We start from the raw sequence: 26,225 nt of genomic DNA, 5'->3' as shown, positions 1-26,225 counted from the left end.
TCTTAGGCGTACAGTGGGTTGATTTTATCGCTGTCGATGTCGAATTTTTTGATGGCGTCAGCCACCACCGACTTCTTCAGCGTGCCTTTTTTCGCCAGCTCATTCAGCGCAGCCACTACGATATAGCCCGCGTTCACTTCAAAGTGACGGCGCAGGTTTTCGCGACTGTCGGAGCGACCAAAACCATCGGTGCCCAGCACCTTGTACGAGTCGGCCGGCACAAAGGCCCGCACCTGTTCAGCGTAGCTCTTCATGTAATCGGTCGCAGCAATGGCCGGCGCGCTGTTCATCACCGTAGCGATGTACGGCACTTTCTCCTCGGCTTCCGGGTGCAGCATATTAAAGCGCTCACAATCCTGACCATCCCTTGCCAGCTCGTTGAACGAGGTGACGGAATAGACATTGGAACCAATGCTGTATTCTTCACTAAGAATTTGCGCCGCCTTGCGTACTTCGTTCAGGATGGTGCCTGAACCCAGCAGTTGCACTTGCGCCTTGTCGCCGGTTAAGCTTTCCAGCTTATAAATACCGCGGCGAATGCCCTCTTCCACACCTTCTGGCATGGCACCATGGTGGTAGTTCTCGTTCATCACCGTGATGTAGTAGTAGATGTTTTCCTGCTCCGGGCCGTACATGCGGCGAATACCATCCTGAATGATCACCGCCAGCTCGTAAGCGTAGGTGGGATCATAGGAAATGCAGTTCGGTACGGTACCGGCCTGAATATGGCTGTGGCCGTCTTCATGCTGCAAACCTTCGCCATTCAGCGTAGTACGGCCGGCGGTCGCCCCCAACAGGAAACCACGCGCCTGCTGATCTCCGGCCAGCCAGGCCATATCGCCGACCCGCTGGAAACCAAACATCGAGTAGTAGATGTAAAACGGAATCATCGGCAAATCGTTGGTGCTGTACGAGGTTGCTGCCGCCACCCAGGACGACATCGCACCCAGCTCATTGATGCCTTCCTGCAACACCTGGCCCGACACATCTTCTTTGTAGTAGGACACCACCGAGCGATCTTCCGGCGTATAGCCCTGGCCGCGCGGGTTGTAAATCCCAATCTGACGGAACAAGCCTTCCATCCCAAAGGTACGGGCTTCATCGGCAATAATCGGCACAATCTGCTTGCCGATGTGCTTGTCTTTTAACAGGATATTCAGTGCACGGACAAAACCCATGGTGGTAGAGATATCGCGTTTTTGCTCTTCCAAAAGCGGCTCGAACGCACTGAGTTCTGGCAGGGTCAGCTCAGCGCTAAAGCGTGGTAAACGCACCGGGGTATAGCCATGCAGCGCTTTGCGGCGCTCGTGCAGGTAACGATGCTCTGGCGTGCCCTCTTCCAGCGTGATGTACGGCAGTGCATCGACCTCGTCTTCACTGATAAAGTCTTCCAGCTTCAAGCGCTTGCGAATTTGCTTCACATGCGTCATATCCATTTTCTTCACCTGGTGAGCAATGTTCTTGCCCTCAGCCGCTTCACCCATACCGTAACCTTTCACGGTTTTGGCCAAAATCACGGTTGGTTTATCGCTGCACTCCTGCGCCGCTTTAAAGGCTGCATACAACTTTGATGGCTCGTGACCACCGCGTTTTAACGCGAAGATTTCTTCATCGGTCATGTCCGCAACCAGGGCCGCCGTTTCAGGATAACGGCCAAAGAAATGCTTACGCACATAAGCACCATCTTTGGATTTGTAGGTCTGGTAATCGCCATCGACGGTTTCGTTCATCAGCTCCAGCAATTTGCCGGTGGTGTCTTTGGCCAGCAACTTGTCCCAGCCACTGCCCCAGACCACTTTGATCACGTTCCAGCCAGCGCCACGGAACAGGCCTTCCAGCTCCTGAATGATTTTGCCATTGCCCATCACCGGGCCATCCAGCCGCTGCAGGTTGCAGTTAACAAGGAAGCAAAGGTTACCAAGGCCCTCACGCGCAGCAAAAGAAATAGCACCACGGGATTCCGGCTCGTCCATCTCACCGTCACCCAGGAAGGCATAAACGCGCTGCTGGCTGGTATCTTTTAAACCACGACCGTTTAAGTACTTTAAGAAACGCGCCTGATAAATGGCGGCAATCGGGCCCAGGCCCATCGATACCGTTGGGAACTGCCAGAACTCTGGCATCAGTTTCGGGTGCGGGTAGCTCGATAAACCCTTGCCACCTACTTCCTGCCGGAAGTTATCCAACTGCTCAGCCGTTAAGCGGCCTTCGACAAAGGCTCGGGCATAAATACCAGGAGAGATATGGCCCTGATAAAACACCAAATCGCCGCCGTCTTTGTCGTTTGGCGCACGGAAAAAGTGGTTGAAACAGGTTTCGTAAAACGCTGCCGAGGACTGGAAAGACGCCATATGGCCGCCCAGCTCCAGATCTTTTTTCGAGGCCCGCAATACGATCATGATGGCATTCCAGCGGATCACCGAACGAATGCGCCGTTCCAGATTGACATCGCCAGGGTAAGCAGGCTCATCCTGTGGCGGAATGGTATTGATGTAGTTGGTGGTGACGCCGGTAGGCATGTCCACCCCTTCCAGCCGGGCTTGCTCCAGCACCTGCTCCAGCAAAAACTGGGCACGTTCAACACCTTCTTCACGGACCACTGACTCCAGTGCTTGCAGCCACTCTTTGGTTTCGAGTGCGTCGATGTCCACTTGACTGACTTCAGACATATCGGGATTCCTTTGGTTGTTCACAGTTCAGGATTGCATCCTGTGTTAATGTGCATCGCCCTGTTGCGAACGGCGCAATGAACGCTCCAACCGGGAGCGCTCTTTGCCCACTTCAAGCAGAGCTTCTTCGATATAGGCCAGGTGCCGGTGGCTTGCCTGACGTGCTTTTTCCGGTTCGCCCTGAACAATGGCCTCCATCAGGTGTTCCCGATGGGCGTTCAGTTGCGCCTTGATTTCTGGTTTTTGCTGAATAGTAGCGAGGTTGGCATGAATATTTTGCTCAACCAAAGGCGTCATACCACGCACCAGGTGCAGCAACACCACATTGTGTGACGCTTCCGCCACCGCCTGGTGGAAAGCGCTCACTGCATAGGACTCGGCCGCTAAATCGGCATTGGCTTGCGCCTGGCAAATGCTTTGGTAGCGCTGCTCGATTTGCGCGAAATCTGCAGCTGTACCGCGCAGCGCTGCATAGTAGGCGCATATGCCTTCTAAGGCGTGGCGAAACTCCAGCAAATCAAACTGCGACTCCGGATGGCGGGCAATCAGCTCAAACAAAGGGTCGGTCAGCCCAACCGCCAAATTATCGCAGACATAAGTCCCTCCACCCTGACGCCGCTTGACCAGCCCCTTGGCTTCTAATTTTTGGATCGCCTCACGCAGCGACGGCCGCGATACTTCAAACTGCAACGCCAGCTCACGCTCTGGCGGCAGCTTTTGCCCGGGCGTAAAACTGCCCTCCAGCAGCATGTGTTCCAACTGCTCGACAATGCGATCTGATAACTTGGCTGGTTTAATAATCAAAAGCGCTATCCACAGTCTAAATTGCACCAACGGTGTAAATTGGTAAGACCAATTAGCCGATAGGGTGGTTAAGGTATCAGTTTCTACCTGACAAGTAAATAAAGCAGAAGAAGGTTGCAGATGCAAACCACCAAAAAAGTTAGAGCTAAGGCTCTAACCAAACCGTGATTAATGGGAACAAACAGAATTGGTATGACCAGATTAAGTGACGGCAGATACAACAAAGCCGCTACAACAGAGCGGCTTTGCTTGTAGAGCCAATGAATAGAGTGAAAAAGCTTAGCCTAACCAGCCCGCCAGTGTCAGGATAGCAGTCAAAGCCAGAAAGAACAAAATATTACGTTTGGCCAACTGCACCATGGTTGCCGTTTCCTCCGCCGTATTGAGTATGCTTTCATCAATCGGCTCGGCTGCAGTGGCAACATCCAGCACCACCTGCTCGTTTGGGCTGGTGAAGTCCAGGAAATACCCCAGCAAGGCACTGGAAGCACGGGAAAAATAGCCCACCAGCGCAAAACCAATGCCAAACAAACGAGCTGGAAACCAATCCGCAATATGCATCAGCCGCTGGTAAGCTGGCGTGCCTTCATGCTCTTGTTGCAGCAAGGCCTCCAACTGCAGCATCTGTGGATCCTCGCTGTAGCTGGGCTGGTTCAACTGGCGCAAAATGACGTAGGTAATAATACCAAAAGCGCCAAATGGTAAAAACCAGAACAACACAGCCGCATAATAACGGAAATTCAGCCAAATCAGACTTTGGCCGTAACTGGCATCGTCTGATTGCAAACCGCTGTGTTGACGAATTTGCTGCATCGCAAGAAAAGCGGCTTCATCATCATTACGGTCTTGCGCATTTAGAAACTGCTTGTACAGCTGACGATAATGCCAGCAGCCGATGGCCAGCAACAACAACAGCGTATTAACCAGGGTAGTCAGCAACCACAGATCGATCAGACGCAGCAATAACCAAACCAGAAAACCTGGTAGCAAGATCCAGGCATATTGCCCAATCGGATGCTTCGCGATCTCGGCCAGCTTGCTGCCAGCTGTCAGTGAAAACCAGCTTTTAGCGTAGCGACTGCCCTGCCATAGCTCACTGCGGGCAGCCAACCGTTCAATGATCAGGGCCAGTAACATACTAACTAACGTCATAAAGTGCTCTCCTGTAATGCCGCCCGGTAACGCAGCCAGTCAAATGCCGGTCCGGGATCCGTTTTACGCGCCGGGGCTATGTGCTGATGCCCAACAATACGCGCTAACGTGATGCCCGGGTACTGCCGCATCAACCAGAGTGTTAAGCGTGTTAAGCTCTGGTACTGTGCATCAGTATACGGCAAATCATCGGTGCCTTCTAACTCAATACCTATCGAAAAATCGTTGCATTGTTTCCGGCCATCAAAGCTGCTGATGCCGGCATGCCAGGCGCGCTTATCAAAGGGCACGTATTGCCAGATTTGACCATCACGCCAAATTACACAGTGGGCTGAGACCCGCAAATGCGCAATTTCAGCAAAAAAAGGGTGAGCCGATGCGTCCAACTGGCCGAGAAAAAAATCATCGATATAACGCTTTGCCACCCCGGCAGGAACAAATTGGCCCGGAGGTAAACTAATGTTATGTATCACCAGCAAACAAATACGATTACCGTCCGGCCGTTGATCGCAGTGCGGCGACTGGCGTACAAGATCCACTGGCGCTTGCAACATAATTTTCCTGTTGGCATTGGCTACTTTGGCCGTATCATAGCACTGCACAACAGCAGGCTCTATAAAAAGAGAAGCAAATGACAGATAAGCAACCAACTGAATCGACAGAATTTATCGGTAAAAGCTTTACCGTGATTGCCTGGCTTCTGCTGCTTGGCCTGCTGGTCTGGTGGTTTCAGGGTTACTTGCACCATCAGAACAACCCAAATCAGCAATTGCACAGCATTCAGGGCGTACAGGGCGAAACACGCACGACCTTGGTGCGTAACCGCTCCGGCCATTATGTTGGTACCGCTCTGATCAATGGTCTGCCCGCCGATTTTATGCTCGATACCGGTGCTACCACAGTGGCTGTTTCCGAACAAGCTGCGCGCCGGCTTGGCCTGCGCAAAGGACAGCGTATTCAGGTGATGACCGCCAATGGCATTGCCGATGCCTGGCGCAGCCAGATTGATGAACTGCAATTGGGCGATATCCGGCTGCATCAGGTAGACGCCAGCATAGTGCCCAATCTGGGAGGTACCGAGATTTTATTAGGCATGAGCGCCCTGAACCAGTTAGAATTCAATCAACAAGCCAACCAACTGACTCTGATACAACGTTGATCCTATGTTGATGACCATTACCGCTGAACTGCAACACCATATACGCGCTTCTGTTGCCACTGCCCTGGCTGAAGATTTAGGCAACTTACCGGTTGAACAAGGTGATATTACCGCCAGCCTGATCCCGGCCAGCCAGCATGCCAGTGCCACCATTATTAGCCGGGAAGCAGCCATTATTTGTGGCGTTGCCTGGGTGAATGAAGTGTTCCAGCAGCTAGACCCCGGCGTACAACTGGACTGGCAGGTAAAGGACGGCGACAGCGTCGCTCCCAACCAACTGCTCTGTCGCCTGCAGGGCAATGCCCGCAGCCTGCTGACCGGCGAGCGCAGTGCATTGAATTTTTTGCAAAGCTTAAGTGGCACCGCCACCACCACCGATCTCTATGTACAACAACTGGCAGGCAGCCGCACCCAATTGCTTGATACCCGAAAAACCATCCCTGGCCTGCGGCTGGCACAAAAATACGCCGTGTTGTGTGGCGGTGGTCAAAACCACCGTATCGGCCTGTTCGACGCGTTTTTGATTAAAGAAAACCACATTGCCGCTGCCGGTGGCATCGATAAAGCAGTGGCTCAGGCCCGCAGCAATTTCCCAGGTAAGCCGGTGGAAGTAGAAGTGGAAAGCCTGGCAGAGCTGCAGCAGGCTTTAACAGCCGGTGCCGATATTATTATGCTGGATAACTTTAGCCTGGCTGATATTCAGCAAGCCGTTGCCATCAATCAGCAGCGAGCCAAACTGGAAGTCTCCGGCAATATCACCAGCGAGCGGTTGCGCGAGCTGGCCGCCACCGGGGTAGATTTTATTTCCTCCGGCGCTTTAACCAAGCATGTGCAGGCCATTGATTTATCGATGCGGTTGCAGATTGATCGAATCGAACGTTTCGACCATAATTAATGCAAACTCAGAGTAAAGGCTCAAGCAATGGAATCCATAACGGCGAATGAAGCAAAAACACACTTTGGCTCCCTGCTGCTCAAAGCTCAAGCCAGCCCGGTTGGCATTAATAAAAATGGTAAAGCCGTTGCAGTTATGATCTCTGCTGAAGAGTTTGAAAACATCAATGCACTAAAACTAGAGCTACTGAAACTTCGAGCTGCCAGTATCGATGAAACCCAGACGATTGATGGAGCCCACTTTATGAAGCAACTGCTGGCCGGTGACCTTGATTGAGCGGATTTGAGCTTACACCTGATGCAACAGCTGATATCCGCCGAATAAGGCAATACAGTCTGTTGCAATGGGGGAAGCTGCAGACAAATAAATACCTCACGCAGCTTACAAACAGCTTCTTCATGCTTGCAGAGCATCCAAAACTTGGTAGCCACCGCCCGGATGTGCGACAGGATGCTTACAGCTTTCCTTGTCAAAGCCATATTATTTACTACATCAGTAAAACCGAAAAAATTATAGTTTTTGCAGTCCTTCACAAGCATATGGCTCCCGCCCAGCACTTATCCGAACGCAGCATACCACCAAAAAACTGACATGGAACTGTCGGCTTCTGTTACACTCAAACAGGTACTCACCATAACCCTGAACACAAGCCATGCAGCAATCAGAGCAACCGCGTACCGGGCGGGTGGTGTACTGGCAGGATGTGAAAGGCTTCGGATTTCTGTTCTGTCAGCAAAGCCAACAAAAGCTGTTTTTTCATATCCGTGACTTTGTCACCAAATCCGCTCGCCCGAAGCTAGGTGACGAAGTGCAATTTTGCCTGGGTACCGACAAACGCGGCCGCCCGATTGCCATTCAGCTGCAATTTACCGAAGCCGACAAACAACAACCCCAACCAAACAAAACCAGTCAAAGCATTGATTTGGGCTATGCCGAAGATGTGTCGCTGTATTTTCGTAGTGGCTTTTTAATGCTGCTGGTCATTGCCTTGCTGTTTGGCAGCCTGCCCTTTGTGTTGCCTATTTTGTACCTCGAAGCCAGCCTCTTTACCTATTGGTTGTACCAGCAAGACAAAGCCGCTGCCATCAGTGGCCAGGTGCAACGCCTGCCGGAAGAAAGCCTGCAACTCTATAGTTTGATCGGTGGCTGGCCCGGTGCCTTGCTGGCACAAAAGAAACTGGCGCATAAACGCCGTAAGTTTCGTTTTCAGCGCGAGTTCTGGCTGGTGGTGCTCGGCAATGCCCTGCTGATCGCCTGGCTACTAAGCCAACATGGCCAGGAATTTATCGGCCGGCTGGCGTTGTTTGGTTCATAAAAACGTCAGCTTTTAAGCTGTAACAGGGTTATCTGTTGATGCAAAGCAGGTAAGTCTTGCTCGATGGTTTTCCAGACTATTTCAAAGTCAATTTTGAAATAACCATGCGCCAGCGCATTTCTCATTTGGTAGGCATAAGCCAGCGGAAGATCGGGATGTGCCTGGGTAAATTCAGGAAAATGCTTTTCAATATTGCGGCTGGCCTCCCCAATCACTTCAAGATTACGAATCACCGCATCCTGAACAAGCTCACTGTCAAGAAAGCTTAGTTCATCCATATCCTCGGTGTAGCTTTCAATTCGTTGAATGGCTTCAGTGATATGACCAAGATAACCGTCAAGTCTGGTCAATTTGCCACTCATACAGGGATTGCTTCCGAAAGCACTTCAGCACGAAAGGTTTCAGGCAAAGCAGCAGGAGTTACCACATCCACTGGCACTTGCAGCAACTGCAGCAATTCATGCCGAATAGCCCCAATGTCGAATAAAGTGGTGTCTGGTGTCGGGTCAACCAGAATGTCCAGATCGCTCAAGTCGGTATCATCACCACGCACCACAGAACCAAAAACCCGTGCATTTTTAGTGTTATGGGCAGCAATAATGGCGCGAATCTCAGCTCTGTGCGAAGCCAATGCTATGGATGGTCTCATTATCACCTCACTGTATTCATTCAGTGCATGAAGTAATCATATATTGCAGTGTACATACTGACAGACACCAGCACCCGTAAGTAGTCACCTTAAGCATTATACCATGACTTTTGTGGTACTTGGGTAGCCGCTTCAATTTGTCATTTGAAGCAGGCTCAGCGCACAAACTGAGAAGAAAAAATGTGGACCCCTTGATTACAGTTGGAAGCATGCAGGGCAGAACGTTTGCAAACAACTCTGCTGGCAGGGCTTTAGGAGCTAGAATCTGCCTGGATGATGGGAAGCTGGCGCCAGCTTTATAACGATACAGAACACATACCGCGATGCCAGGGCGGTAAAATGGCATAAAGCCCCCCTTTTATGGCTAGTTTCCCGAAAACAGATCCTCCGACGACTAGTACTTTACTACTAAATAAAGCTGCCTAAATTAGCAACAAAAGCAATAAAAATTAGTTCTATATCAATGAAGTAAAAAAAATTTACAGAAATAATTCTCCGTACCTTGCGAAATTTGAAATTTGCCTCAGAATAACAAGTAGCCTATCGGGCTGTTAACAACTCAGGAGTTTACCCATGAAAGCAATCAAACAAACCCAACAGGGTTTTACTTTAATCGAACTGATGATCGTTGTTGCGATTATCGGTATTTTGGCGGCTGTGGCTATTCCACAGTATCAAAGCTACACTGCCTCATCTCAGGTTTCCCGTGTGATGTCTGAAACCGGTGCTCTTAGAACCGCGGTAGAAAACTGTATATTAAATGGACGCACTGCTCTTGGTACCGCTGCCGGTGAATGTGATGTTGGTGTGACCACATCTAACCTGTTAGATACTGGTACACCAGTTATTTCAGATCCATTGGTAGCAGCCACAACTATTGTAGCAACTTTTGGTGGCAATGCAGCCTTAGCGATTGCAACTGAAACGCTTACATGGACTCGTGATGCTGATGGGTCATGGGCATGTACCACCACAGTGGATGCGAAATTCAGACCAAACGGTTGTAATTAATATTTATTTACTGCGCTTGCGGCAAAATTAAACTGCCCAGCCCGTATCAGAGACCAGCTTAATGCTGGTCTTTATTTTTTTAATATCGGGGTCAGTAATATCGGAGTCAGAACAAAATTTCTTGCGTATCAAACTGCTGAACAAATTCCCTTACTACACCATCCAAAGAAAAGACTTACCATTTTGACAGGGGTTCCATGAATGCTAAATTGTACTAACTATTCATAAGTAAGGGGGGCGGCATGGCCAGAACAACCAGCGTGAGCATCGGTTCCCAATTGGACGATTTTGTTGGAAAACTTATTGCAACCGGCCGCTATGGCTCGGCCAGTGAGGTGATGCGTACTGCGCTTCGCTTGCTGGAACAACAGGAAAATCAGTTGGCTGCACTGCGCCATGCGCTAGCGGCGGGTGAGCAAAGCGGCGAGTCGGAGCTGTCGTTAACAGATATTGCTTCTGAAATTAAACCAACCTTCGGGGCAGCTCCCTAATGCCCTTATAAAACTGACCACACTGCTCCTGAGTGAAAGAGCACTCACGCTTGTAAACCCACGCAGGAAGGGGTATGGTGCCCTTGTTCCTTTTTTGGTTTTGCTAAACGGAGTATCACCTTGTTAGCGAACATGCCAACAACCAACGTTAGTCCCCTCACCGCCTGCCAGCTTTAAGCCGGGCGCGCCTGGTTGCGCCCGGGCAGAAATACCCTTTTTTTACTTTGTTGTATTCACGTCTGTCTTTACGGAGGCATTGTGTTGCACCCTATTACCTATGTTGCTCAAACGGATCCAACGCTGGATGTATTGCTAAAGGCGCACTGGCTACCCCGCCAGCTATACAGCCGCGTGCTATTACCGCCAAAGTCAGCCCCAGCTACTCACTTGAACAGGCATGGACGGCATAGCTGTCTGATGCCGGGTGACCATGCCGAGCTGTTCGATATTTCCAGCGGATCCCAACTCTGGATCACACTCAGCCAGGCTAAGCCAGGCAAAGACGCTCACCGGACTTGCGTTGAGCTGGATTCACCTCTTGGCCGTGCCCTACTGAACAAAAAAGCGGGTGAACTGGTTGCAGTCACGCTAGGCCGCAGCCAATTGCATTTTATGGTGCTGCAGATTACCAAAGCCCAAACGCCCTAATTACTAACAAGTCCAGGAGGTTATGGCCATGCAGTATTTTCGTTCGCAGCACAGTACACAACTGGTAAAAGCGCATTCGACAATCTGGCTGCTGCGACCAGCATGCTCGATGCATTACAGCGAAGGAAATTTCCCATGAGTAAAGAAAAAACGAAGAAAAAGCCACAACATAACCTGAAAGAAAAGCGACGCCTGAAAAAGGAAAAGCGCACTCAGGAATAAAGGACCCGGCCGCAGGGGCTGAATAGCCCCTGCAACCAAGCCCATTTAGACATCCAGACATTTAGATTGACACAATGCGTGCAGCATGCTTTGATAAGTGATAGCTCCAATACCCCTTGTATACTGCTAATAATTGCATTGAAAATAAGGATGACTGCGATGAAACGAGAAACCATAGCGCTGCATCATGGCTACCAGCCAGATAATCAAAACTCGGTGGCGGTGCCCATTCACCAAACCAGTTCCTTTAGCTTTGACAGTGCCCAGCATGCGGCGGATTTATTCGATTTAAAAGAAACCGGTAATATCTACTCACGCATCATGAACCCAACTTGCGCGGTGCTGGAACAACGCATTGCAGCGCTGGAAGGCGGCATCGGCGCTTTGGCCGTGGCATCAGGCATGGCAGCCATTACCTATGCCATTCAAACCATCGCCGAAACCGGTGATAATATTATTTCCATCAGCGAACTCTATGGTGGCACTTACAACCTGTTTGCTCATACCCTGCCACGTCAGGGCATCGAGGTACGTTTTGCCGATAAAGACGATTACCAGACCATAGAGCAACTGATTGATGAACGGACCAAGGCCGTGTACTGCGAAAGCATTGGCAACCCGTCCGGCAGCATTGTTGATATTGAAAAACTGGCCGAACTGGCTCACCGCCATGGTTTGCCTTTGATTGTGGACAATACGGTAGCAACGCCTTTTTTATGGCGTCCGATTGAGCAGGGTGCCGATATCGTAGTGCATTCTGCTACCAAGTACATTGGCGGTCATGGCACCACCATTGGTGGCCTGATTGTCGACTCGGGCAAGTTTCCCTGGGCTCAGCATGCCAAGCGCTTCCCGTTGCTCAATGAGCCGGATGTGTCTTACCATGGGGTGAGCTATACCCGGGATGTAGGCGAAGCAGCCTTTATAGCCAGAGCCCGTGTCGTGCCGCTGCGGAATATGGGAGCAGCCTTAAGTGCTCAGGCAGCCTGGAATCTGTTGCAGGGGCTTGAGACATTGGCGCTGCGGATAGAGCGCATCAACCAAAACAGTCTGGCTGTGGCGCACTGGCTGTTGCAACAGCCCCAAGTAAGCTGGGTAAAGTACGCTGGGCTGCCAGAACACAAAGATCATGCTTTGGCACAAAAGTACATGCAGGGCCAGGCTTCGGGGATTTTAAGCTTTGGCATCCAAGGTGGCCGCGAAGCCGGTGCCCGTTTCTACGATGCGCTGCAGCTGATCCTGCGGTTGGTCAATATCGGCGATGCCAAAAGCTGCTCAGCAATACCGGCGGCCACCACCCACCGCCAACTGAACGATGCCGAGCTGGCCGCGGCAGGTGTATCGGCCGATATGGTGCGCTTATCCATAGGTATTGAGCATATTGATGACTTGCTTGCCGATTTAAGCCAGGCACTGCAGGCAGCTTCGCACTAAACACCCTGCTTATCCCCCAAAGATCGACGGTACGCGCACAGCTTGCCGTTCGATCTATTAACATTATCAGCTAAGCTTACTTAGAGTAAAACCTCATACCGGAGCTTTAGCATGACCATTAAGTGGATGTTTCGAATTGGTTTGGGTGCAGCATTGGTCTCCACCTTAGTATTGCTGCTGATTGTGCTGGCACTACGCAGCACCATGCTGCAAACGCAGCAACTGCAGGATTATCGTTACCAGGCCTACCAGTTGGGTCAACTCTCCTCACAAAACTCCAGTCGCCTGACCATGCATGCCAGGCAATACATTGCCACACTGGATCCCCGTTATCGGCAGGCATACAATGAACTGGTTGCTCAAATTCAGGGGCAGAGTGCCGGAGGCGATGGCCGCCGCCTGAGTTATATCGAGCGCTTGCGCGAGATGAACTTCACCGCAGAAGAATTGCAACTGTTGCAAAGATCTAATCAGCTCTCAATGGCATTAGTGGCAACCGAAGAGCGTGCTTTTGAGTTGGTAAAGCAGCTGACAGGACAAAACCCTGCAACTTTGCAAGCAAACGACATGGCACACTGGGTACAGGCGCACCAGTTGCTCAATGACCAAGCCTATATGACCGAAGTGGCCGCCATCATGCAACCGGTAACCGAGTTTGAGCGCAGGCTGGAACAACGAACCGCAGAAGCTGTGCATCAGGTGCAACAGCGCTTAGCCGTTATCGTCGCTATCAGTCTGCTCGCCGTGCTTATCATCTCAATCATGCTGGCAGTCTGCTATTGGTTGATTGAACGACGTGTCATTCAGCCAACCGATCGCTTGCTAAAGCAGGTCACAGTAATCAGTGAAGGTGATTTATCCCAGCCCATACTGGCATCCGGCAAAAATGACGAGATAGGCAAGCTCACCCAGGCATTTTGCCGGATGAGTGAACAATTGAACCAACTGCTGCATCAAATTTCGCTGCAAGCCAGCCAGGCCCACAGCTCTGCTTCAGAACTGACCGAGGTAGCAAAACAAACTGCTACCATTAATGAACAACAACAAGCCACGATTCAAATCATCTCTTCATCGGTGTATCAAAATACCGAAGCAGTGCGCGAAGTTGCCAGCAACTGCTCGCTGGCGGCTCAGGATGCTTCCAATGCCGATCAACAAACAGCTGAAGGCCAGCAAGTTGTCAAAGCAAGCATTGAAGCCGTCACCAGCCTGTCTGAAATTCTGCAAGCATCCAATCGTGATCTCGCTGAGCTGGAAAACTCGGTACAGCAGGTCGCTTCGATTCTGGATGTCATCAACAACATTGCCGAGCAAACCAATTTGCTGGCATTAAATGCGGCGATTGAAGCTGCCAGAGCTGGAGAGCAAGGCCGGGGATTTGCGGTAGTTGCCGATGAAGTTCGTACCCTGGCACAACGCACACAGAGCTCTACCACTGAAATCCGTGAACGTATTGAGGCACTGCAAAAAGTCACTGCCAGCGTTGGCCAGCGCACCCGCCAAAGTGATGCTGAGGTGCAACTTGCCGTCGATAAAGCCAGCGATGTGGCTGATACCCTGCAGAGCATTCAACAGCTGATGAAGGGTATTCATGATATGACCACCACCATAGCAGCAGCCACAGAGCAGCAGTCCAAAGTATCGGATGATATTTCGGAGCGCTTGATCGGCTTTCAGGACACTACCAATCAGAGCTCTGAACAAGGAAAACAGGTAGCTTCACAAGCCCAGCGTTTGATGGAGCTGGCAACAGATCTGAATCAAACGGTTGGACGCTTTAGGTTGCGCGCTAGCAATTAAAAAGGCGACTAAGGCGGGTGCCGGCCGTTTGTGTTCCCGACGGCAATGGCAACGATACAGTAAAAACTTGAATAACCAGACAATATTGGCATAATCAGGGATAGTTTCTAAGCATGATGGCCGGTACCTAACACTATGGCAGTTTCAGCGAATTCATCGCTTTTTAAGCGCCTGGCGCAACAAGGTCTGATTAATAACACATCAGCTACTGAGTTGCTGGGGCGTAAAGGCGGCCAGTACAAAACACTGCCAGAGTTTTTACTGGCCGAGAAGCTGCTGTCTGCCCGCGATCTCGCCGAACACGCCGCCGCTCTTACCCAGCACTCACGCCTGGATCTAAGCTTTTTTGATGCCGACACTATCCCCAAAGAGCTGCTGAATGAAAAGCTGATTCGTAAATACCAGATTTTACCACTATCCCGCGCCGGACGAAGCTTGCACATTGCGGTAGCCGACCCGACGAATCTTGCCCCTATTGAAGATTTTGAATTTAATAGCGGCTTGCACGCCGAGTTGGTCGTGGTGCAATACGATCAATTGCAGCAACTGATTGATAAGTTATTTGATAATGGCTTTGAGCAAAGTGGTGGTGGCGATTGGGATCTCAGCAGCCTGCAAAGCGAAGATGAAGACGAAGAGGATACCGCGGTACAGCCTGACAAAGACGATCAGCCCATTGTCGCCTTTATCAACAAGATGCTGCTGGATGCTATCCGTAAAGGTGCCTCCGATCTGCACTTTGAGCCCTACGAAAAGATGTACCGCATCCGTTTTCGCATCGATGGGATCTTGCATGAGGTTGCCTCACCACCGATAGCACTGGCCAACCGGCTGTCAGCCCGTTTGAAAGTTATGTCCCGGTTGGATATTGCAGAAAAAAGGGTGCCTCAGGACGGCCGTATTAAGCTGAAAATTTCCGGCAAAAAATCCATCGACTTTCGGGTCAGCACCCTACCCACCATCTGGGGAGAAAAGGTGGTGATGCGTATTCTGGACTCCGACAGCGCCATGCTGGGCATTGATATACTGGGCTACGAAGAAGCACAAAAAAAGCTCTATATGGATGCGCTGGCCCAACCTCAGGGCATGATATTGGTCACAGGACCTACCGGTAGTGGTAAAACTGTTTCTTTGTACACTGGCCTGAATATTCTGAACACCGAAGGCTGCAATATTTCCACCGCGGAAGATCCGGTCGAGATCAACCTGCCCGGTATCAATCAGGTGCAGGTCAATCCACGTGCAGGTTTAACCTTCCCTTCCGCGCTAAAAGCCTTTTTACGTCAAGATCCGGATGTGATTATGGTGGGGGAAATCCGCGACCTGGAAACGGCAGAAATTGCAATTAAAGCAGCACAAACAGGTCACCTGGTACTCTCCACGCTACACACCAACTCGGCTCCGGAAACCTTAACCCGCTTACTGAATATGGGTGTTCCTGCCTACAACGTCGCCAGCTCAGTCAGCCTGATCATTGCTCAGCGACTGGCCCGTCGGCTATGCAACCATTGCAAGGCCGAAGAAAAACTGCCCGACGCCGAGTTGTTGCAACAAGGCTTTCGGCCAGAACAACTGCCAGGCTTAAAGCTGTTTAAACCCGTTGGCTGCGATCACTGCACCAATGGCTACAAAGGCAGGGTAGGTATTTACGAGGTAATGCCGGTGAGCCCAAAAATAGCAGAAATTATTATGGAAGGTGGCACCTCGCTGGATATAGCAGCACAGGCAGATAAGGAAGCGGTCAATAACTTACGGCAGTCCGGCCTTATTAAAGCAGCATCGGGTTTGACCAGCCTGGCCGAAGTAAACCGGGTAACCAAGGGCTAGTTGAATGTTGAATGTTGAATGTTGAATGTTGAATGTTGAATGTTGAGTGTTGAGTGTTGAGTGTTGAGTGTTGAGTGTTTAATGCTGGATGCTGAAAGGCACGGTTAAAAAGATAAGATTACGTTGCATGCACACTACCGGTGCTGTGCAACTCACATAGGATACAGACCATGGCTCAGGCCCAAAAATACAAAATCAAAGAGCTTGAAACGTATCGTTGGAAAGGTTTAAACAGGCGCGGAAAAAAAGCAGATGGCGAAATCAAAGGCGGCTCCAGTCAGGAAGTCAAAGCCTTACTGCGCCAGCAAGGCATTACCCCCTCCCAGGTAAAGCGCAAACCCAAGCCTCTTATCAACACCGAAAAGAAAGTAAGCGCTGCCGATATCGCTGTGGTAACCCGTCAAATTGCGACCATGTTGGGCGCTGGTGTGCCTCTGGTTCAGACCATCGATCTGATTGCCAGCGGTGCCGATAAAGCCAGCTTACGCACTTTGATGCAGAAAATCTCGGTGAAAGTACAAGCCGGCTTGCCTTTATCGGACGTATTGCGCGAGCAGCCCAAGTATTTCGATGAGCTGTATTGTGATCTGGTAAAGTCGGGTGAGCAATCCGGTGCTTTGGATGCCATTTTTGATCGTATCGCCCTATACAAAGAAAAAGCCGAAGCCCTGAAATCTAAAATTAAAAAAGCGATGTTTTACCCCATTGCGGTATTGGTTATCGCCGCTATTGTCACCTCAATCCTGCTGATCTTTGTCGTGCCGCAATTTGCGGAAATCTTTGCCGGGTTTGGTGCCGAGTTGCCTGCCTTTACCTTGTTTGTTCTGGGTATTTCCGATCTGATGCAGGCATACTGGTGGGTGGTGCTGGCGGCTATTGTGGTAACCGGCTACCTGATTAAACAAGCTTACAACAAAAATCTGAAAGCACGCACCGCCATGGATGCTCTGCTGTTAAAAGCTCCGGTGTTTGGTGCTATTTTAAATAAAGCCGCAGTCGCCCGCTTTGCCCGTACTCTGTCGACCACGTTTGCCGCTGGTGTGCCACTGATTGACGCCCTGGAATCTGCCGCCGGCGCAGCAGGCAACGAAATTTACCGCAACGCTATTCTGGAAGTGCGCGCTGAAGTGACTGCCGGTAATCAGATGCAATTTGCCATGAAAAACACCAAGCAATTCCCAGAGATGGTGGTACAAATGGTGGCCATTGGTGAAGAGTCTGGCGCGCTGGATAGCATGTTAAGCAAGGTTGCCAATATTTATGAGCAGGAAGTAGACGATGCCGTCGATGGCCTGACCGCTCTGCTAGAGCCGATGATTATGGCCGTGCTCGGCGTGGTGATTGGCGGCTTGATCATCGCCATGTATTTGCCAATTTTCCAACTGGGAAGTATTGTCTAATGGCTGGCTTTATAGAAGTATTGCACCAAGCGCCCTGGTTTTTCTACACCCTGGTGTTGCTGCTCGCTTTGCTGGTAGGCAGTTTTTTGAATGTGGTCATTTACCGGCTGCCAAAAATGATGGAGCTGAGCTGGCAACAAGACTATCAGGCGTATTTTCAACCGGATGCAGCCCACGCCAATGCACAGCGCTATAACCTGGCAGTACCCCGCTCTGCTTGCCCCAGTTGCCAGGCTCCCATTGCAGCCTGGGATAATATTCCTATACTAAGCTGGCTTTGGCTCAAAGGCCGCTGTCGTCATTGCGGCACAAGGATTTCAGCGCGCTATCCATTGGTAGAAGGACTCACCGGCCTGCTTTCTGTGGTCCTGGCCTGGCAATTTGGGCCAACGCTTGAAACCTTTGTGTATTTGCTGGTGCTGTGGTCTTTAATTGCACTTAGCTTTATTGATCTGGATACCATGCTGTTACCGGATCAAATCACCCTGCCCTTGCTCTGGCTGGCACTGCTGTTTAGCCTGAGTAGTTACGGGCCATCCCCTGCCGATGCCATTATTGGTGCTGCGGCTGGTTATCTTAGCCTTTGGTCGGTGTACTGGGCCTTTAAACTACTCACTGGCAAAGAAGGCATGGGGTATGGTGACTTTAAACTACTGGCAGTCTTTGGCGCTTTGCTGGGCTGGCAGCAATTACCGCTCATTATTTTGCTGTCATCAGCCGTTGGTGCTGTGTTTGGCTCTGTCCTGCTGCTGGTGCAAGGCAAGGACAAAAGTACCCCTATCCCCTTTGGTCCCTACATTGCGGTGGCAGGCTTTATAGCCATGCTCTATGGTCAGCAGCTCACCCAGTGGTATCTGCAGGTACTGGTATTTTGAACAAAGCTCAGCTCCCCCTGGTAATAGGCCTGACAGGTGGCATTGGCTCGGGCAAAAGCACAGTGGCCGCTGGCTTTGCCAGCAAAGGCATTGTTCAGGTAGATGCAGATCTGGTTGCCCGACAACTGGTGCAGCCGGGCACACCAGCCTTAGAACAAATTACAGCCCACTTTGGCCATGACATCCTGCAATCGGATGGCCAGCTGGACCGACAAGCGCTACGCGCTATTGTGTTTAGCCAGCCCTCGGCAAAAGCCTGGCTGGATGCGTTGCTACACCCGCTGATCCGTCAACACATGCAACAACAGCTGGCCGCAGCCCAGTCGCCCTATGTATTGTTTATTGCGCCTTTGCTGCTGGAGAATCAGCTGGAGTCCTACATCGACAGGCTACTGGTGGTCGATCTACCAGAGCAACTGCAATTGCAGCGAACTTTATCGCGTGACGGGGGGTCTGAACAACAAGTGGGGTCCATTATGGCCGCACAGGTTAGTCGCGCACAGCGACTGTCAGCTGCCGATGATGTGATTGATAACAGCGGCAAGCCCGAACAATTGACCGCACAAATAGAAAAGCTGCATCAGCGGTATCTTCAACTGGCACAGCAAAAGCGCAACAGGTAACGACAAACACCATGACTGACGTATTGTATGAACATCCATTAAATGAAAAAGTACGGACCTATTTGCGCATTGAACACCTCTGCCATCAGGTGCAATCCCACACCAGCCTGAAGGATCCTGCCCAGCAGCACGCTTTTTTCACCAGTTTTTTTGCTTTGCTTGATTTGATGGAGCGGAATGATGTACGTACCGATTTGGTAAAAGATATCGAACGGTGCGAACAAGCACTGGTCAGCTGGTCCAAACATCCGTCCGTATCCAACGATGCCTTGCAGCACATGCTGCAAAAAGCCGTGCGTCTGCAAAGCGAACTGAATCGCAGCAGCAAGCTATGCAGTCAGTTTAAAGAGGATGCTTTTCTAAGCCCATTAAGACAGCGCTTTTCCATACCCGGAGGGGCCTGCTTCTTTGATGTACCACAACTGCACTACTGGTGTCATTTGCCTGCAGAGCAACAACAGCAGGCGCTGACAAAATGGATGGAGCAACTGGCACTCACCGTCCAGAGCATTGATTTTGTGTTGACCTTTGTTCGGGAACGGGGTCAGTTCCAGGACTTCGAAGCAGAAAATGGCTTTTTACAGAGTGTGACCGATCAATACGAGTTATTGCGGGTGAAGTACGACAATACGCTCGGAGTGTACCCAACCATCAGCGGTAACAAATACCGTTTTGCCATTCGCTTTATGCAACTCAGTGATGCCAGTGGACGCTTTGCGGCAGAAAAAACCATCCCCTTTGCCATGGCATGCTGTTAAAATGGCAGGCTGAATCAGCCAACCGACGGAAACCTGAGCAATGAGCAAACCCGTGGTCCAATGCCCGACCTGCACTACCGAGGTGGTGTTTGCACCTGAGTCCCGCTTCCGCCCCTTTTGCAGTGAGCGTTGCAAACTGATAGATTTAGGCGACTGGGCGGCAGAAAATCATCGGATCCCCGACAAAAGCCCGGTAGCTCCAGAGTTAGGTGAAGCCTACCTGGCAGAACTCGAAGCCGAGTTGATGGGGCAAGACAACGAGTTCTTTCGCAACTAAGAGTGCTATTAAGGAGCACTCAATAACTGCCTGACCCGCTCAACAATAGGTTGGTTGGCATCCGGGAAACGTAGCGCAGCCAGCTCGCTGACAGCGAACCAGGCAACCTGCTGTCCTTCCATACCTTTCGGCTCGCCGCTGAATGACTCGACCAGCCATATATCCAGCAGTACGTCTCGCTCCGGGTACTGGTGGTGCACCTCCATCAAGGGTTTCGCCTGGTGCAACTCAATCGACAGCTCTTCAAACAGCTCTCGTTTTAATGCAGCCAATGTAGACTCCCCGGGCTCCAGCTTTCCACCAGGGAACTCCCACTTATCGCCTTGATGCTGATGGCTGGCGCGGTGACCAAGTAACACACGCCCCTGCCGGGTGATCACCCCAACCGCCACATGAAGAAAAGGGGCTCCAGGCCCCTTCTTTGTTGCAGTGCCTGGCATCAGTTCAGCTTACCATGGCACTGTTTGTATTTTTTGCCCGAACCACAGGGGCAAGGATCATTACGGCCAACTTTGACACCATCACGCACAACAGGTCCAGCCGCCTGGGCAGGTGCCTCACCTCCCACCTGTTCGGCTTCAGCATGCTGGTACTCATGCGGTACCGCATCCGCCTTACGACGCTGCTCTTCTACCGCATCAACATCTTCAGCAGCCCGCACCTGAACACGGCTCAACACACTGACGACATCCACTTTCAGGTTATCGAGCATTTGCGAGAACAGCTCAAACGACTCACGCTTGTACTCTTGCTTTGGATTTTTCTGGGCATAACCACGTAAGTTTATCGCCTGACGCAAATGGTCCATCGCCGCCAGGTGCTCTTTCCAGTGCGTATCCAGGCTTTGCAGCATGATGGCCTTTTCAAACTGACGCAGCACTTGCGGCCCTACCATCTGCTCCTTGTTGCTGTAGGCTTGCTCTACTTCCTGCTGAATGCGTTCGCGCAGTTTTTCTTCATACAATTTGTTGTCATCTGCCAACCACTGTGTAATAGGCAACTCGATGGAGAAGTCTGCTTTTAACCGTTGCTCCAGTGCTGGTACATCCCATAATTCATCCAGCGATTGTGGTGGGATGTACTGGCTGATCACGGAGTCCACCACATCGGTACGAATCGCCTGGATGGTATCGGAAATATCCTCTGCATCCATCAGCTCATTACGCTGCTCATACACCACTTTACGCTGGTCATTGGCAACATCGTCAAATTCCAACAACTGTTTACGAATATCAAAGTTACGGGCTTCTACTTTCCGCTGCGCATTTTCTATGGCCCGGCTCACCCACGGGTGTTCAATCGCCTCACCCTCTTTCATCCCCAACTTGCGCATCATGCCAGCCATGCGATCGGAGGCAAAGATACGCATTAACTGATCTTCCAGCGAAAGATAAAAACGCGAAGAACCCGGATCGCCCTGACGACCTGAACGTCCCCGCAGCTGATTATCAATACGGCGTGACTCATGACGCTCAGTAGCAATGATATGCAAACCACCGGCGGCAATGACCGCATCGTGCCGCTGTTGCCAGTCAGCAGTTAGTTTCTCCAGTTGCTGTTCTGTCGGATTTTCCAGTGCCGCCAGTTCTGCCTGCAAGTTGCCGCCTAACACAATATCGGTACCACGGCCTGCCATATTGGTGGCAATGGTGACGGTGCCAGGTTGCCCGGCCTGAGCAATGATTTGTGCTTCATTGGCATGGAACTTGGCATTCAACACCTGATGTTTTATCTTGGCTTTATTGAGCAAGCCCGATAAGTATTCCGAGCTTTCAATGGAAGCAGTACCCACCAAAACCGGGCGACCGGCATCGCGGCTTTGCTTAATGTCTTCAATAATGGCCTGATATTTATCTACCGCCGTTAAATACACCAGATCCGGCATATCCTGCCGAACCATAGGTCGGTTGGTTGGGATCACAATGGTTTCCAACCCATAGATTTGCTGGAATTCAAATGCTTCGGTATCGGCAGTACCCGTCATACCCGCTAATTTATCGTACAAACGGAAATAATTCTGGAAGGTAATGGATGCCAGTGTCTGGTTTTCATTATGAATCTTGACACCCTCTTTGGCTTCCACCGCCTGATGCAGGCCCTCAGACCAGCGCCGGCCTTCCATGGTACGGCCGGTGTGCTCATCGACGATAATGACTTCGCCGTTTTTCACCACATAATCCACATCTTTCTTAAACAGATTGTGTGCGCGTAAAGCGGCATACACATGGTGCAGCAGGGTGATGTTGGCGGCTGAGAACAAATGGTCATCCGGCTGGATCAAACCATGCTCTTTCAGCATCTCTTCCACCCGGATTTGCCCCAACTCAGTCAGGTACACCTGACGCGCTTTTTCATCGATGGTGAAGTGGCCATCACCTTCCACCCCTTCTTCGTCTTCCTTTTCCTGCTTTTGCAGCTGAGGCACCAGGGTATTGATTTTTTTATACAGCTCGGAACTGTCTTCAGCAGGCCCGGAAATAATCAGTGGGGTACGGGCTTCATCGATCAGAATGGAGTCGACTTCATCAATAATGGCAAAAGCCAGTTTACGCTGTACCCGCTCTTTGGCAGAAAAGGCCATGTTATCGCGCAGGTAATCAAAGCCAAACTCGTTGTTGGTACCATAGGTGATGTCTGCAGCATAAGCCTGTTGCTTTTCTTGCGGGTGCATGCCAGGGACATTCACGCCTACAGTCAGGCCAAGGAACTCAAACAAGGGGCCATTGGTGGCCGCATCACGCCGCGCCAGATAATCGTTCACGGTAATAACATGGACCGCTTCACCACTTAGTGCATTCAGGTAAGCTGGCAGGGTCGCCGTTAAGGTTTTGCCTTCCCCTGTACGCATTTCTGCGATACGGCCCTGGTGCAACACCATGCCACCTATCAGCTGGACATCGAAATGGCGCATTTTAAACACACGCTTACTGGCTTCACGTACCGTGGCAAAGGCGGGAGCCAACACATCGTCCAAGGTAGCGCCGGCAGCAACCTGTTGTTTTAATTCTGCGGTTTTGTCTTTTAACTCAGCATCGGAAAGCGCTTCAAACTGGGCTTCCAGCGCATTGATCTCATCAACTTTTTTTTGCAGTTTCTTTAAGAAACGGTCATTGCGACTGCCGATCAACTTGGTGAACAATTTTCCAAACATGTTTTGGTTACCATTTAATTCGATTTAAATTTTTTATCAGCGGGTGACATTACCCATCTCTGCACCGGATGTCCAATCAACTTTCACTGCCGCAATGCGCCGGATACTGGAACATTCAGCTGATATGGAGTTGGCCTGGGCTGGTTTCAAGCGTAGGCAGTAAAAAGTGAAGCATGCTACACTAACAACCAGTCGTCTGGCAGATACCGTTATGGCCCGTTACTCACAAAAACCCGCGCACCTAAACAACCTGCTTGATAGCTTGCCTTTATTGCAGCATCAACAAGGCTTTCATCAACTGCAGCAGTTCAATCAACTGCTGACTGAGTTGCTGCAACACCCAGAGCATGGCTGTCAGGTTGCCCGCATCCATCAGGGACGGGCGGTTATATTGTGCCAATCGGCCGCCTGGGCTACCCGGGTCAAAATGCAACGCGACGCCATTTTAGACAATTTTCGCCAAAAAATCTTGCCTGAATTGGCCGGACTGGACATTGAAATCACCCCCAAGGCCAGGATCACCCCCCCGCTGCCGAAAAAAACAGTCGCCAGACAACCTGATGTAAGTGATGCCAGCTCGCGTCTGCAACAATTGGCCGATGCCAGCTCTGGTTTGCTGAAAGAAAAAATTGAACAGCTCATTCGTCGAAAAGGTCGATAATACGCCCATGCTGCGGCTATGCAGTAATCAGCCATGCAGGCATTAAAAAACCAGCCGAGGCTGGTTTTTTTGATGAAGCGGTAATTTAAGCCAACTGCGGTGCCAAATAAGAGATAGGCATCTCGGCATCGTCTTCGAAAGTAACGAATTCCCAGCTGGCTTCATCTGCCAGCATGGCGCACAGCAACTTGTTATTCAGCGCATGGCCCGTTTTGTAAGCACTGAACTCACCCAGAATGCTGTAGCCGGCCATATACAAGTCACCTATAGCATCCAGTACCTTGTGCTTAATGAATTCATCATCGTAACGCAGGCCATCCTGATTCAAAACCCGGAATTCATCCAGCACCACGGCATTATCAAAGCTGCCACCTAACGCCAGATTGTTGGCACGCAGGTATTCAATGTCCTGCATAAAGCCAAAAGTCCGGGCACGGCTGATGTCTTTGATAAAGCTGGCGGCAGAAAAGTCCATCTGCAAACGTTGCTGGGTGCCGGCAATCACCGGGTGATCAAAGTCGATAGCCACATCCAGCTTAAAGCCGTTGTGCGGCTTAAACTCAGCCCACTTGTCACCATCTTCTATCCGAACCGGCCGCTTAATACGGATAAATTTTTTCGGCTGCTTCTGCTCACTGATGCCAGCTTCCAGCAACAAATAAATGAATGGATTGGCGCTGCCATCCATGATCGGCACTTCGGCAGCATCGACTTCGACAATCAGGTTATCGATACCAAGCCCGGCTACCGCAGCCATTAAGTGCTCGGTAGTAGACAAACGCACGCCATCGTCATTGATCAGACAAGTACAAAGCACCGTATCCCCAACCATTTCAGGATTGAGTTTAAAGTCTACAATCGGATCCAGGTCAACCCGCCGGAATATGATCCCGGTGTGATCAGGCGCAGGCCGGAGAGTGAGCGTGACCTTTTCACCCTTGTGCAGGCCAACCCCAACCGACTGGACAGTTTGTGCAATAGTACGTTGTCTGATCATAGTCGTTTCCAGTTCAAAAAATGAACAACCCAAAGCGGGCGCGCAGCATAGCATATGTTAACATAGTATGCCAAGCGAAACTGAAGCTGCGATGAACTCAATCGCCTGATTCAGTTGCACCCATCCACTTTAGTCGCCGTTTAGTCGGCTTGTTTACGCAAAAATGCCGGAATATCGAAGATATCCTGTGCAGGCTTTTGCTCTACCCGCTGCTCGGCCTGCACTTTAGGCTGGGTAACGACTTCAGCTTGCATTTGCTGAGCCGTATTGCCACCTGCAGTGCGATATACCGGTGCAGACACTTCCTGACGCTGGTTTGCCACCAGGCTGATATCTGGCCGGCGCGCCGCACCTATACCTGTGGCAACAACAGTGACCCGAAGTTCCTCAGACATATTCGGATCGATCACTGCACCAACCACCACAGTGGCGTTTTCCGAAGCAAAGGCTTTCACTGCATTACCTACAGTTTCGAACTCTTCAATGCTGATATCCAAACCTGCAGTAATGTTGACAAGAATGCCTTTTGCACCAGACAAGTCGATATCTTCCAGCAAAGGGCTGGAAATTGCCTGCTCGGCGGCTTCTTCGGCCCGATCAGAGCCTGAAGCAGTACCGGTGCCCATCATGGCGGTGCCCATTTCAGACATAACAGTTCGCACATCAGCAAAGTCGACGTTGATAAGACCTGGACGGGTGATCAGTTCAGCAATGCCCTGGACAGCGCCAAGCAGTACGTTATTCGCTGCTTTGAACGCATCCAGCAAACTGGTACCTTTGCCTAACACTTTGAGCAGTTTGTCGTTAGGAATGGTGATCAGGGAGTCGACATGCCGGCTGAGTTCCAGGATACCGTCTTCGGCAAACGCAGTACGCTTTTTCCCTTCAAACGGAAAAGGTTTGGTAACCACTGCAACGGTCAAAATGCCCAGCTCTTTTGCCACTTCAGCAACTACAGGTGCTGCACCGGTGCCGGTACCTCCCCCCATGCCAGCGGCAATAAAGACCATATCAGCCCCCTGGATGGACTTTTTGATGGTTTCCCGGTCTTCTTCAGCAGAGCGGCGACCAATATCCGGATTAGCACCCGCACCCAGGCCTTTGGTAACAGCAGCGCCCAGTTGCAAAGTGACATTTGCCGATGAGTTACGCAATGCCTGCGCATCTGTATTGGCAGCAATAAACTCCACCCCTTCAATGTTGCTGGCAACCATATACTCCACGGCATTACCGCCGCCACCACCAACACCCACGACTTTAATTACAGCTTCTTCGCTGTGACTATCCATTAATTCAAACATTGCTCTCTCTCCGTTTTTCGCTTTTCGTTCAGTTGCGGCTCTGAGTCAGGAGCTGCAACCGGCGGATCCATAGTTGGCTTCATCGCTGAAGCCGCCTGACAGCCGA

27 protein-coding genes are annotated in these 26,225 nt (G+C 50.9%); 17 read left to right on the top strand and 10 right to left on the bottom strand.

Annotation, left to right across the window (positions count from 1 at the left end):
- Positions 1-2: 2 nt before the first annotated feature.
- The 4 genes from aceE to ampD form a co-directional block, all read right to left on the bottom strand.
- Positions 3-2,669 carry a pyruvate dehydrogenase (acetyl-transferring), homodimeric type gene (gene aceE, locus QWF21_RS02865; RefSeq protein ID WP_330086533.1) on the bottom strand — a complete coding sequence of 889 codons (2,667 nt, stop codon included), beginning with the start codon at positions 2,667-2,669 and terminating at the stop codon, positions 3-5.
- A 45-nt stretch (positions 2,670-2,714) separates the two neighbouring features.
- Entirely contained in the window at positions 2,715-3,419 is a 705-nt protein-coding gene (gene pdhR / locus QWF21_RS02860; protein WP_407935255.1) for a pyruvate dehydrogenase complex transcriptional repressor PdhR, read from the bottom strand.
- A gap of 333 nt (positions 3,420-3,752) precedes the next feature.
- On the bottom strand, positions 3,753-4,625 hold the full coding sequence (gene ampE, locus QWF21_RS02855) for a regulatory signaling modulator protein AmpE (RefSeq protein WP_330086532.1): 873 nt from the start codon (positions 4,623-4,625) through the stop codon (positions 3,753-3,755).
- Positions 4,622-5,179: a 1,6-anhydro-N-acetylmuramyl-L-alanine amidase AmpD gene (gene ampD, locus QWF21_RS02850; protein ID WP_330086531.1), complete on the bottom strand. Its 558-nt coding sequence runs from the start codon at positions 5,177-5,179 to the stop codon at positions 4,622-4,624. The genes ampE and ampD overlap by 4 nt, the downstream gene beginning before the upstream one ends.
- Positions 5,180-5,256: 77 nt before the next feature.
- On the opposite strand from ampD, the gene QWF21_RS02845 reads away from it, so the two are divergent.
- The 5 genes from QWF21_RS02845 (at position 5,257) to QWF21_RS02825 (ending at position 7,994) form a co-directional block, all read left to right on the top strand.
- A complete protein-coding gene (locus QWF21_RS02845) occupies positions 5,257-5,784 on the top strand; it encodes a retropepsin-like aspartic protease family protein (RefSeq protein ID WP_330086530.1) in 528 nt (175 codons plus the stop codon).
- Between the two features lie 4 nt (positions 5,785-5,788).
- Positions 5,789-6,679, top strand: a complete 891-nt coding sequence (nadC, locus tag QWF21_RS02840; protein WP_407935254.1) for a carboxylating nicotinate-nucleotide diphosphorylase — start codon at positions 5,789-5,791, stop codon at positions 6,677-6,679.
- Positions 6,680-6,706: 27 nt separating this feature from the next.
- Positions 6,707-6,955: a type II toxin-antitoxin system Phd/YefM family antitoxin gene (locus QWF21_RS02835; RefSeq protein WP_330086529.1), complete on the top strand. Its 249-nt coding sequence runs from the start codon at positions 6,707-6,709 to the stop codon at positions 6,953-6,955.
- Positions 6,952-7,269, top strand: coding sequence for a type II toxin-antitoxin system RelE/ParE family toxin (locus tag QWF21_RS02830; RefSeq protein ID WP_330086528.1), 318 nt, complete (start codon positions 6,952-6,954; stop codon positions 7,267-7,269). Before QWF21_RS02835 ends, QWF21_RS02830 begins: the two co-directional genes overlap by 4 nt.
- Before the next feature lie 62 nt (positions 7,270-7,331).
- The gene (locus tag QWF21_RS02825; protein WP_330086527.1) at positions 7,332-7,994 is read left to right on the top strand and encodes a cold shock and DUF1294 domain-containing protein; all 663 of its coding nucleotides are present in this window, start codon (positions 7,332-7,334) and stop codon (positions 7,992-7,994) included.
- Positions 7,995-7,999: 5 nt separating this feature from the next.
- Here QWF21_RS02825 and QWF21_RS02820 read toward each other — a convergent pair whose 3' ends face one another.
- The gene (locus QWF21_RS02820) at positions 8,000-8,356 is read right to left on the bottom strand and encodes a HepT-like ribonuclease domain-containing protein (protein WP_330086526.1); all 357 of its coding nucleotides are present in this window, start codon (positions 8,354-8,356) and stop codon (positions 8,000-8,002) included.
- The gene (locus tag QWF21_RS02815; RefSeq protein WP_330086525.1) at positions 8,353-8,643 is read right to left on the bottom strand and encodes a nucleotidyltransferase family protein; all 291 of its coding nucleotides are present in this window, start codon (positions 8,641-8,643) and stop codon (positions 8,353-8,355) included. Before QWF21_RS02815 ends, QWF21_RS02820 begins: the two co-directional genes overlap by 4 nt.
- A gap of 573 nt (positions 8,644-9,216) precedes the next feature.
- Between QWF21_RS02815 and QWF21_RS02810 the strand changes: the two genes are divergently transcribed.
- The 11 genes from QWF21_RS02810 to yacG all read left to right on the top strand — a co-directional run bounded on the left by QWF21_RS02810 (position 9,217) and on the right by yacG (position 20,009).
- On the top strand, positions 9,217-9,654 hold the full coding sequence (locus QWF21_RS02810; RefSeq protein ID WP_330086524.1) for a pilin: 438 nt from the start codon (positions 9,217-9,219) through the stop codon (positions 9,652-9,654).
- 242 nt (positions 9,655-9,896) lie between these two features.
- Positions 9,897-10,145 (top strand): type II toxin-antitoxin system ParD family antitoxin, encoded by a 249-nt coding sequence (locus QWF21_RS02805; RefSeq protein ID WP_330086523.1) that lies wholly within the window; start codon positions 9,897-9,899, stop codon positions 10,143-10,145.
- A gap of 258 nt (positions 10,146-10,403) precedes the next feature.
- On the top strand, positions 10,404-10,793 hold the full coding sequence (locus QWF21_RS02800) for a GreA/GreB family elongation factor (RefSeq protein ID WP_330086522.1): 390 nt from the start codon (positions 10,404-10,406) through the stop codon (positions 10,791-10,793).
- A 381-nt stretch (positions 10,794-11,174) separates the two neighbouring features.
- Positions 11,175-12,449: an O-acetylhomoserine aminocarboxypropyltransferase/cysteine synthase family protein gene (locus QWF21_RS02795; RefSeq protein ID WP_330086521.1), complete on the top strand. Its 1,275-nt coding sequence runs from the start codon at positions 11,175-11,177 to the stop codon at positions 12,447-12,449.
- A 111-nt stretch (positions 12,450-12,560) separates the two neighbouring features.
- Complete coding sequence (locus QWF21_RS02790; protein ID WP_330086520.1) at positions 12,561-14,249, top strand: methyl-accepting chemotaxis protein; 1,689 nt, start codon at positions 12,561-12,563, stop codon at positions 14,247-14,249.
- Between the two features lie 135 nt (positions 14,250-14,384).
- Complete coding sequence (gene pilB, locus QWF21_RS02785) at positions 14,385-16,076, top strand: type IV-A pilus assembly ATPase PilB (protein WP_330086519.1); 1,692 nt, start codon at positions 14,385-14,387, stop codon at positions 16,074-16,076.
- Between the two features lie 170 nt (positions 16,077-16,246).
- On the top strand, positions 16,247-17,476 hold the full coding sequence (locus tag QWF21_RS02780) for a type II secretion system F family protein (RefSeq protein ID WP_330086518.1): 1,230 nt from the start codon (positions 16,247-16,249) through the stop codon (positions 17,474-17,476).
- The gene (locus QWF21_RS02775) at positions 17,476-18,351 is read left to right on the top strand and encodes a prepilin peptidase (protein ID WP_330086517.1); all 876 of its coding nucleotides are present in this window, start codon (positions 17,476-17,478) and stop codon (positions 18,349-18,351) included. Before QWF21_RS02780 ends, QWF21_RS02775 begins: the two co-directional genes overlap by 1 nt.
- Positions 18,348-18,974 carry a dephospho-CoA kinase gene (coaE, locus tag QWF21_RS02770; protein ID WP_330086516.1) on the top strand — a complete coding sequence of 209 codons (627 nt, stop codon included), beginning with the start codon at positions 18,348-18,350 and terminating at the stop codon, positions 18,972-18,974. The genes QWF21_RS02775 and coaE overlap by 4 nt, the downstream gene beginning before the upstream one ends.
- An 11-nt stretch (positions 18,975-18,985) precedes the next feature.
- The gene (gene zapD / locus QWF21_RS02765; RefSeq protein ID WP_330086515.1) at positions 18,986-19,732 is read left to right on the top strand and encodes a cell division protein ZapD; all 747 of its coding nucleotides are present in this window, start codon (positions 18,986-18,988) and stop codon (positions 19,730-19,732) included.
- Between the two features lie 40 nt (positions 19,733-19,772).
- The gene (yacG, locus tag QWF21_RS02760; RefSeq protein WP_330086514.1) at positions 19,773-20,009 is read left to right on the top strand and encodes a DNA gyrase inhibitor YacG; all 237 of its coding nucleotides are present in this window, start codon (positions 19,773-19,775) and stop codon (positions 20,007-20,009) included.
- A gap of 8 nt (positions 20,010-20,017) precedes the next feature.
- Here yacG and mutT read toward each other — a convergent pair whose 3' ends face one another.
- The gene (gene mutT, locus QWF21_RS02755) at positions 20,018-20,449 is read right to left on the bottom strand and encodes an 8-oxo-dGTP diphosphatase MutT (RefSeq protein WP_330086513.1); all 432 of its coding nucleotides are present in this window, start codon (positions 20,447-20,449) and stop codon (positions 20,018-20,020) included.
- Positions 20,449-23,160, bottom strand: coding sequence for a preprotein translocase subunit SecA (gene secA, locus QWF21_RS02750; RefSeq protein WP_330086512.1), 2,712 nt, complete (start codon positions 23,158-23,160; stop codon positions 20,449-20,451). Before secA ends, mutT begins: the two co-directional genes overlap by 1 nt.
- A gap of 166 nt (positions 23,161-23,326) precedes the next feature.
- Between secA and QWF21_RS02745 the strand changes: the two genes are divergently transcribed.
- Positions 23,327-23,821 carry a DciA family protein gene (locus tag QWF21_RS02745; RefSeq protein WP_330086511.1) on the top strand — a complete coding sequence of 165 codons (495 nt, stop codon included), beginning with the start codon at positions 23,327-23,329 and terminating at the stop codon, positions 23,819-23,821.
- Between the two features lie 85 nt (positions 23,822-23,906).
- Here QWF21_RS02745 and lpxC read toward each other — a convergent pair whose 3' ends face one another.
- Entirely contained in the window at positions 23,907-24,818 is a 912-nt protein-coding gene (gene lpxC / locus QWF21_RS02740) for a UDP-3-O-acyl-N-acetylglucosamine deacetylase (RefSeq protein ID WP_330086510.1), read from the bottom strand.
- Positions 24,819-24,958: 140 nt separating this feature from the next.
- On the bottom strand, positions 24,959-26,119 hold the full coding sequence (ftsZ, locus tag QWF21_RS02735; protein ID WP_330086509.1) for a cell division protein FtsZ: 1,161 nt from the start codon (positions 26,117-26,119) through the stop codon (positions 24,959-24,961).
- Positions 26,120-26,225 lie beyond the last annotated feature (106 nt).

Source organism: Alkalimonas mucilaginosa, from assembly GCF_036327005.1.
GTDB classification, from domain to species: Bacteria; Pseudomonadota; Gammaproteobacteria; order Enterobacterales; family Alteromonadaceae; genus Alkalimonas; species Alkalimonas mucilaginosa.
Note: the sequence above shows the minus strand (reverse complement) of the source record. Positions and strands in the feature narration are given on the sequence as shown.

What these genes read in the sequence shown, in the direction of transcription:
- aceE (WP_330086533.1), bottom strand. Translation starts at nt 2,669, where the DNA reads ATGTCTGAAGTCAGTCAAGTGGACATCGACGCACTCGAAACCAAAGAG.
- pdhR (WP_407935255.1), bottom strand. Translation starts at nt 3,419, where the DNA reads ATGCTGCTGGAGGGCAGTTTTACGCCCGGGCAAAAGCTGCCGCCAGAG.
- ampE (WP_330086532.1), bottom strand. Translation starts at nt 4,625, where the DNA reads ATGACGTTAGTTAGTATGTTACTGGCCCTGATCATTGAACGGTTGGCT.
- ampD (WP_330086531.1), bottom strand. Translation starts at nt 5,179, where the DNA reads ATGTTGCAAGCGCCAGTGGATCTTGTACGCCAGTCGCCGCACTGCGAT.
- QWF21_RS02845 (WP_330086530.1), top strand. Translation starts at nt 5,257, where the DNA reads ATGACAGATAAGCAACCAACTGAATCGACAGAATTTATCGGTAAAAGC.
- nadC (WP_407935254.1), top strand. Translation starts at nt 5,789, where the DNA reads ATGTTGATGACCATTACCGCTGAACTGCAACACCATATACGCGCTTCT.
- QWF21_RS02835 (WP_330086529.1), top strand. Translation starts at nt 6,707, where the DNA reads ATGGAATCCATAACGGCGAATGAAGCAAAAACACACTTTGGCTCCCTG.
- QWF21_RS02825 (WP_330086527.1), top strand. Translation starts at nt 7,332, where the DNA reads ATGCAGCAATCAGAGCAACCGCGTACCGGGCGGGTGGTGTACTGGCAG.
- QWF21_RS02820 (WP_330086526.1), bottom strand. Translation starts at nt 8,356, where the DNA reads ATGAGTGGCAAATTGACCAGACTTGACGGTTATCTTGGTCATATCACT.
- QWF21_RS02815 (WP_330086525.1), bottom strand. Translation starts at nt 8,643, where the DNA reads ATGAGACCATCCATAGCATTGGCTTCGCACAGAGCTGAGATTCGCGCC.
- QWF21_RS02810 (WP_330086524.1), top strand. Translation starts at nt 9,217, where the DNA reads ATGAAAGCAATCAAACAAACCCAACAGGGTTTTACTTTAATCGAACTG.
- QWF21_RS02805 (WP_330086523.1), top strand. Translation starts at nt 9,897, where the DNA reads ATGGCCAGAACAACCAGCGTGAGCATCGGTTCCCAATTGGACGATTTT.
- QWF21_RS02795 (WP_330086521.1), top strand. Translation starts at nt 11,175, where the DNA reads ATGAAACGAGAAACCATAGCGCTGCATCATGGCTACCAGCCAGATAAT.
- QWF21_RS02790 (WP_330086520.1), top strand. Translation starts at nt 12,561, where the DNA reads ATGACCATTAAGTGGATGTTTCGAATTGGTTTGGGTGCAGCATTGGTC.
- pilB (WP_330086519.1), top strand. Translation starts at nt 14,385, where the DNA reads ATGGCAGTTTCAGCGAATTCATCGCTTTTTAAGCGCCTGGCGCAACAA.
- QWF21_RS02780 (WP_330086518.1), top strand. Translation starts at nt 16,247, where the DNA reads ATGGCTCAGGCCCAAAAATACAAAATCAAAGAGCTTGAAACGTATCGT.
- QWF21_RS02775 (WP_330086517.1), top strand. Translation starts at nt 17,476, where the DNA reads ATGGCTGGCTTTATAGAAGTATTGCACCAAGCGCCCTGGTTTTTCTAC.
- zapD (WP_330086515.1), top strand. Translation starts at nt 18,986, where the DNA reads ATGACTGACGTATTGTATGAACATCCATTAAATGAAAAAGTACGGACC.
- yacG (WP_330086514.1), top strand. Translation starts at nt 19,773, where the DNA reads ATGAGCAAACCCGTGGTCCAATGCCCGACCTGCACTACCGAGGTGGTG.
- mutT (WP_330086513.1), bottom strand. Translation starts at nt 20,449, where the DNA reads ATGCCAGGCACTGCAACAAAGAAGGGGCCTGGAGCCCCTTTTCTTCAT.
- secA (WP_330086512.1), bottom strand. Translation starts at nt 23,160, where the DNA reads ATGTTTGGAAAATTGTTCACCAAGTTGATCGGCAGTCGCAATGACCGT.
- lpxC (WP_330086510.1), bottom strand. Translation starts at nt 24,818, where the DNA reads ATGATCAGACAACGTACTATTGCACAAACTGTCCAGTCGGTTGGGGTT.
- ftsZ (WP_330086509.1), bottom strand. Translation starts at nt 26,119, where the DNA reads ATGTTTGAATTAATGGATAGTCACAGCGAAGAAGCTGTAATTAAAGTC.